Annotated in this window: 5 protein-coding genes; 3 read left to right on the forward strand and 2 right to left on the reverse strand. The window is 59.6% G+C overall.

What is annotated here, in order from left to right; translation table 11 throughout:
• The 3 genes from GJ668_RS19090 to GJ668_RS19100 all read left to right on the forward strand — a co-directional run.
• Positions 1-1,077: calcium-binding protein (locus tag GJ668_RS19090; RefSeq protein WP_155451687.1), on the forward strand; the 1,077-nt coding region annotated here is incomplete at its 5' end.
• Positions 1,078-1,241: 164 nt separating this feature from the next.
• Positions 1,242-2,273 carry a glycosyltransferase gene (locus GJ668_RS19095; protein ID WP_155451688.1) on the forward strand — a complete coding sequence of 344 codons (1,032 nt, stop codon included), beginning with the start codon at positions 1,242-1,244 and terminating at the stop codon, positions 2,271-2,273.
• 725 nt (positions 2,274-2,998) lie between these two features.
• Positions 2,999-3,754: a sulfotransferase gene (locus tag GJ668_RS19100; RefSeq protein ID WP_155451689.1), complete on the forward strand. Its 756-nt coding sequence runs from the start codon at positions 2,999-3,001 to the stop codon at positions 3,752-3,754.
• 152 nt (positions 3,755-3,906) lie between these two features.
• Here the strand turns inward: GJ668_RS19100 and GJ668_RS19105 are convergent, their stop codons facing one another.
• Entirely contained in the window at positions 3,907-6,141 is a 2,235-nt protein-coding gene (locus GJ668_RS19105) for a sulfotransferase domain-containing protein (protein ID WP_155451690.1), read from the reverse strand.
• On the reverse strand, positions 6,138-6,512 hold a 375-nt coding region (locus GJ668_RS20410), incomplete at its 5' end, for a hypothetical protein (RefSeq protein ID WP_222930825.1). The genes GJ668_RS20410 and GJ668_RS19105, both read right to left, overlap by 4 nt.

A 6,512-nucleotide genomic window follows, 5' to 3' on the forward strand; every position in this document is an offset into this window, starting at 1 on the left:
GGCGGCCTGGGCAACGACACCCTTGAAGGCGGCGACGGCGGCGACATCCTGGACGGCAAGGACGGTGCCGACAGCCTTGATGGCGGCGACGGCGACGACAGCCTCGATGGCGGCGACGGCGACGACACCGTGAGAGGCAACGATGGCGCTGACAGCGTCTTTGGTGGGGCAGGTAACGACCTCGTCCTTGGCGGGGCAGGCGACGACCGTGTTGTCGGTGACGCCGGCAACGACGACGTGCGCGGCGGCCTGGGCAACGACACCCTTGAAGGCGGCGACGGCGGCGACATCCTGGACGGCAAGGACGGTGCCGACAGCCTCGACGGCGGCACCGGCGCCGACACCGTGCTCGGTGGTGACGGCAACGACCTTTACGTCGGTGGCGGCGACGGCGACGACCTCGTGCGCGGCGAGGCGGGCGTCGACATCGTTGACGGCGGCACGGGCAACGACCTGCTCTACGGCGGTCTCGGCTCTGACAGTGTCGAAGGCGGCGCCGGTGCCGACACCCTCTACGGCGGCACGGGCGACGGCACCAGCGACACCGAGGGCGACATCCTCGGCGGCGGTAACGGAGACGATCTCGCCTACGGCGAGCAAGGCAACGACAGCCTCTCCGGCGGCGCCGGCGCCGATACGCTCTTCGGTAACGAAGGGATTGACTTCATCGAAGGCGGTACGGGCACCGATGAGCTTTGGGGCGGGACCGGAGACGACTTCTTCTACTTCGAGGTCGGCGACTCCCCGGCCGACTCCAGCGGGGCCACGGTGGACCGGATCATGGACTGGGGGGTCGGGACGGACAAAATCGACACCGCCACCTCCGGTACGGCCTTCAACTACGCCGAGACCGCCGGCACCGGCGCGAACGACTACGCGAGCGCACTGGGACAGGCCAACACGCACTTTGCCGACACCAGCAGCGGGATCGCGGATGACGTCTACCTGTTCGTCGACAACAGCGCGGGGAATGACGACTACCTGTTCTGGGATCAGAACAACGACGGTACGGCCGACCTGGCGGTGAACCTGGGCGACATCGACGCCGGAGATATCGGCTACTCCAGCATCACCTAAGGTCTGTCCCAAGGTCCAGGGACGGGCCGCAGCCTTTTGCATAACACCCCCCGGCATGACCGGGGGTTTTTTGTATCGGCCCCGAGGAAAGCGTGGATGACGCCGAGCGCCGCTCTTCAGCGATTTCCGCAGGCTCTCAGTGGTGGCAGCATGGGCGGTATGACATGAAGCGCGTCTTGATCCAAAGCCTGTGCCTGCGCCCGGTCGCGGCCGTCAACGACAAGCGCATCCATGAGCCCCATCAACGCCTGGCGCAGATCCCCGGTGTTGAGATCCGCGGCGGCGGGCGCTCGATCGAGCTGGATTGGCGCACCGATTGGGACGCCAAGCTCTTCATTTGGCAGCGCCCCATCATGGCGCGGGGCGATGACAGCGTGCGCAAGATCAAGACGCTGTTGAAGGCGGGCTATGTCATCGTCCTCGAGTATGACGACTACCCCGAACGCTGGCCGCAACACGGGGATAACGACTACCTCACCTTCAAGGGCGTGCATGCCATCCAGACCTCCACGGAGGCACTGGCCGCGTACTTCCGCCCCTTCAATCCCGAGGTGCGGGTCTTTGCCAATCAGATGCTCGAAGTCCCGCCGCTGCCCGACAGAGCGCCCTCCGAGCGGCTGCGGATCGTCTTTGGCGCACTGAATCGCCAGGACGACTGGCGTGAGCTGATGCCGGCGTTGAATGCCGTGCTGGGAACCTTTCCCGACCAGGTCGAGTTTCAGGTCATCTATGACCGCGCCTTCTACGAGGCGCTCGAAACCTCGCACAAGCGCTTTACACCGATGTGCGACTATCCCGTCTACCTCAGTGCCCTGCGCGAGGCGCACATCGCCTTGCTGCCCTTGCAGGACTCACGCTTCAACCAGTACAAGTCCGACCTCAAATTCCTCGAGTGCGCCGCCTGCGGCACGCTGGCCTTGGCCAGCCCGACCGTCTACGCCCAGACCATTCAGCCGGAGCGCACCGGCTTGCTGTTCAAGACACCCGAGGAACTGACGGCACAGCTCACGCGCGTCCTGCTGATGCCCGAGCTGCGGGGCTCCATCGTCAACAACGCCTATCGTTGGGTGCGCGCGCACCGCCTGCTCGAGCAGCATGTCCAGACGCGCTATGACTGGTATCTCGAGCTGGCCGCGCGCCGGGCCGAGCTGACGCCTAAACTGCTACGGCGGCATCCCTTGTTGATGGATGCTTGAGCGTCGCGCCAGTCGTGACGGGGCTGATGGCAGGTGCGCCAATGATTCGGTGTAGACCATGAGCCGGGGTAGGGCGGCCATGATCGCCCCGACCCGCCCAATGGTGTTTGTGACCTTAAGCGCTTGCTCATTCGCTGGGGAAGCGAACACAACTCCCTCTCACTGCTGCGCCTCTCCATCACGCCTATTTGGCCAGCCGACATATTGGTGCTCAGCCACCGATTGCGCCACCCGCCTGTCCACGCGCTGCGTTCCTGCGCTCGCGATGATCTGGTGCGCATTGGCCTGCAAGTGGGCGCCTGCTGCCCCGATCATGACCGCTCTGACGCCATTGGACTGCGCAGGTCTTGGTTGACAACCACTCGAGCGATCAGGAGACTAGCCTGCAGTGTGCCCGCTAGTGCCCGCATTCGTGCGCGTTTCGTGGCGATGCCATCCGATCTGCCTCACCACTCTCGTCATTGCCTCGCCGCCGGGACACACTATGATTGCCAACGTGATCTATGGAAACGACGACGCCAACAAGATCATTGACGGCTGTATCTATGACTGGATCTCGGTCAGTGCCTCAAGCGCACGGCGAATGAGTAACCGCCCGACTAGGACTCGCTGCCGCCTTGTAGTCGGGCACTCGTTTTTTCCGTTTGTCGCGGCTCAGACTACCTTCCTCGCTTTTAGGGCCTAATTGGGGAAACATTTTGGTCGTTCCTGGAAAGGGTGGTGCTTTGGCGATACGCGATGGAAACGGGCCGTTGTTGATTGGCGCAAGCGGAGGTTCAGGCACGCGTTTTCTGGTCCGGGTACTCCAGGAAGCTGGGTATTTTATGGGCTCGAACCTCAATGAATCGCTGGATGAAAAGAGCTTTGCCGCGTTTTATGGGCACCATCTGAATACCTATCTCGCCGATCCTTCCGATTTCCAAGGTAATTATTTGATTCAAAAAGAGTTCCGGCAGCTTGTCGACCGTTTCGCTTCATGTGTGCCGGATGCTCAGTGTCAGACTTGGGGATGGAAGAATCCGCGTAGCATGTTGCTGTTGCCGTTGATCCACTGTGTCTTGCCAGAGATGCGATTCATCCATTTAGTGCGAGACGGTCGGTATATGGCCTACTCGAATAATCAGGCTCAATTGCTAAAGCATGGTCGCATCATGCTAGAGAACTTTGATCCACCGGTATATTCGCCTGTCTGTGCGATCGATTTTTGGCAGAAGGCCAATCTAGGTGTTGCACGCTTTGGCCAAAGTGTCATTGGTCGAAGGTACTGCTGGATGCGTTACGAGGACTTAGTGTGTGGGGATCCGCTGGTCTTGTCGCCGCTGGCGAAGTTCCTCGACGTCAATCAGACGGATTTAGAGATGATCATTGCCCGATTGTCGAATCCACCGAAACAAGAAGTTTGGAGATGCCAGTCGCCTGAAGAATTGGCTTTTGTATCGAGGGTTGGGTATGCCGGCTTATCCTATTTTGGTTATGTCTGATTCGACCAATTAGCCGAACGGTCTGGGTTTCGGAGTCTTGCCAAAGTGACTGCATTAACGGGTCGCGCGCCGGGCTGAACTGACGCCCAGACTGCTGCGGCTGCATCCGTTATTGGTGGCCGCATGATTACGCTCGGGGCCATGCCGCGTTTTCAGCGGGGCAACCAGTCGCTGCAATCCCATCCGATCAGTTTTTCCAAGGCCAGGATTTCGGGCTCGAAGTAGTGGGTGAGGAATTCTCTGGCCTCGAGGGGCATCGGTGCGGAGTACTCGCCTGCGAATACATGCAGGTCATCGATCAGCGGCAGGGGCGGAACACCGAGGAACTCACAGATGCCATCGAGTGCTTCCTGAGGCTGCGACCAAAGATACTCACTCTTGATAATGTGGATCTGCTGTCTGGGAAAATACGCGAACAGACGCTCGAGTTGTTCCGTATAACGTCCGCGATCGAGGTAAGAAAATACACGATGTTGCAACGGGGCCGCAGTGCAGCAACGCTCCTGTTCGGTCAGCAGGGCATCCAGAAACGGGATCTTATCGGCGTTGCGGCGGTATTCCATGTTCCAGTGTGAATAGGCCCGTGTGATCGGATTCCTCAGGAGCAAGATCAGCTTGATCTCGGGGTTGTAGGCATGGATGCGCTGCGCGGCCGGTCGCCAGTACATGTAGATTGGTGTGCCCTCGCCGTGCAGTGCGCTTGCTTCCGTATCGTGAAAGTACCGGTGGTAGGCTTCGTAATTCGGAGTTTTTCGTCCGGTGAAGTGATTTTCGTGGTCGAAAAAGTGGACTTCTTTGCGCTGCGGCATGCGGATACCGGGGTGTAGTCGCAGGTAGGTACCCAGGGTGCGTGTTCCGCCTTTTTGGGTGCCTGCGATCAGGAAGTCAACCCGCATCGGGATAGTTGCTGAGAACGTCTTTACAGGGGGGCTCGGCGTGGTGTTAGGACTTTGAGAAATTGGCATATTTCGAGGGGTGTGAGACCAGATGTCGTAAAGGCGCGCTGCCCAGCCGTTTTCGATACGCTGGTGCTGAAACCTCGGGCTCTTGCAGCAGATAACGCCGATAAAGGCTCGGTCAAGCGCCGATCGGTCGTCACACCAGTCTGCTGCATGAGTGAGCCAATTGCGCGCGTAGACCATGCTGCCAAGAGAGGCATGGGCGTAGGCTACATGCAAGGCAAGCTCGGCGCGGCGTGGTTGCGTGGCGAGGGTTTCGGGCAGACAACCCTTGAACGCGGCCCAATCATCGTTGGCGGTGATGAGCCGTGCCCAGGCCAATAGCGCCGGGGTCTGCGTAGGTTCCGAGTCTGGTTCCAGATTGACACTGAGATCGAATGGTTGATCAACGCACACATTATCTTGCGCAGTAGTCCGGAAGGAGGGTGTGTCGATGTCTGATCGCTCGTGCCGGGGAAGTCGGGATACAATTTGCTTCCACCAGTAATGCAGCGACAAGCGCTCCCTCACCAGGGCACGAGGCCCACCCAGATCGTACCAAGGAGCGAGCTGATCTCGCCACGCCCTTAGTTGTTCAAGTGAGAGGCAGTCTGAGTCCCAGTCATCGATGAAAGCGACCGGTAACTGCTGGTAGGCATCCCTTAACACAGATGCGCGCACGATCGGAATACTGCCATTGGCGATCGCCTGCCAAGCCTTTGGCGATGGGTCGAGCCCACCTCCTTCGACGCAGAGCACGAAGGAGTGCGCCTGCACCTCATGCTGAAATGCTGCGGGCGTTAGCTCCAATTCATGCACGGTCGCAACTTCACGCAGTGAACTGAGACAACGCGCTGTTACTCGGCGTCGCAGATCCCATTGCTGACCCGCGCGCACCCGATGCGCGCAGAGCACTCGTAATGGCCGCTCTTGCAGTGGTCGATCAATCTTAGGGAGACTGACCTGGTCACTGGCTCCGGGCTCGAAGACGTATCCCGTCGGCAAGGTCGAGAGCTTAGGATGCTCGCTATCCCGATTTTCGGCAAACCAATGGAGGACACGGGTATCGGCAATGATCTCATCGAAACACTGACGCTGCTCAGCGGTCGCGCGCGGCCAGCGCTGATCATATTGATTCGGTAGTGTGACATCCTCTGAACCGGAGAGAAGTACAAAGGGGCTTTCGATGAGCGGCAGGACTTCTTGACGAAAGTAATGTAGTGCCTGAAGACCTGAACGCATCGACAGAAAGACGGTCCGCGGCTGTCGATTGAGGTCACCACGAATGCATGCGGAGGTTCCACTTTTATTCCGGTCTGTGACGACGCACCAGTCGCAGAGGGCGGCGATGCCGGTAAGCGCATAGCCTTGTGCACCCTGGCCTTTTGGAAAGAGGCGAGTGCTGTGCATCTGCACGGTATGTGAAAAGGCTTGCTGCAGGCCGGTCATTTCTGCGCTGCTTGTGCCGAAAGGCGACTCTTAAGCTGTCTGATCTCGGCTTCGTTACGCCGAATGATGCGCCGCAGTGGGTTGGTAACAAGCCCGTCTAGACTTTCATCATAGTCAGACTGCCTACAGTGTTCGATGTAGCGCTCTAAAATTTCGCGCGCACCTTGCCCGCGCTCGAGTCCGGCCTGCTCGCAGAGGTCGGCATAGCATTGCTGGAATGGCTTTAGGGAAACGCTGAACAATTCCGTTTTGGCGAAGGGGTCTGAGTGATACCCTTGTGCCCTGTGTTCTCCACCGCCCTCAGCCTGACGACGATGCCCAAGAAACGCGCCCCGAAGCCGAAGTACCAGACCCGCCGTGAACGGTTCCTG

Origin of the sequence: Allochromatium palmeri (assembly GCF_009720725.1) — a bacterium.
Taxonomy (GTDB): domain Bacteria; phylum Pseudomonadota; class Gammaproteobacteria; order Chromatiales; family Chromatiaceae; genus Thermochromatium; species Thermochromatium palmeri.

Bases quoted from the DNA above. Each gene is read 5' to 3' on its own strand.
- GJ668_RS19095 (WP_155451688.1), top strand. From the start codon at position 1,242: ATGAAGCGCGTCTTGATCCAAAGCCTGTGCCTGCGCCCGGTCGCGGCC.
- GJ668_RS19105 (WP_155451690.1), bottom strand. From the start codon at position 6,141: ATGACCGGCCTGCAGCAAGCCTTTTCACATACCGTGCAGATGCACAGC.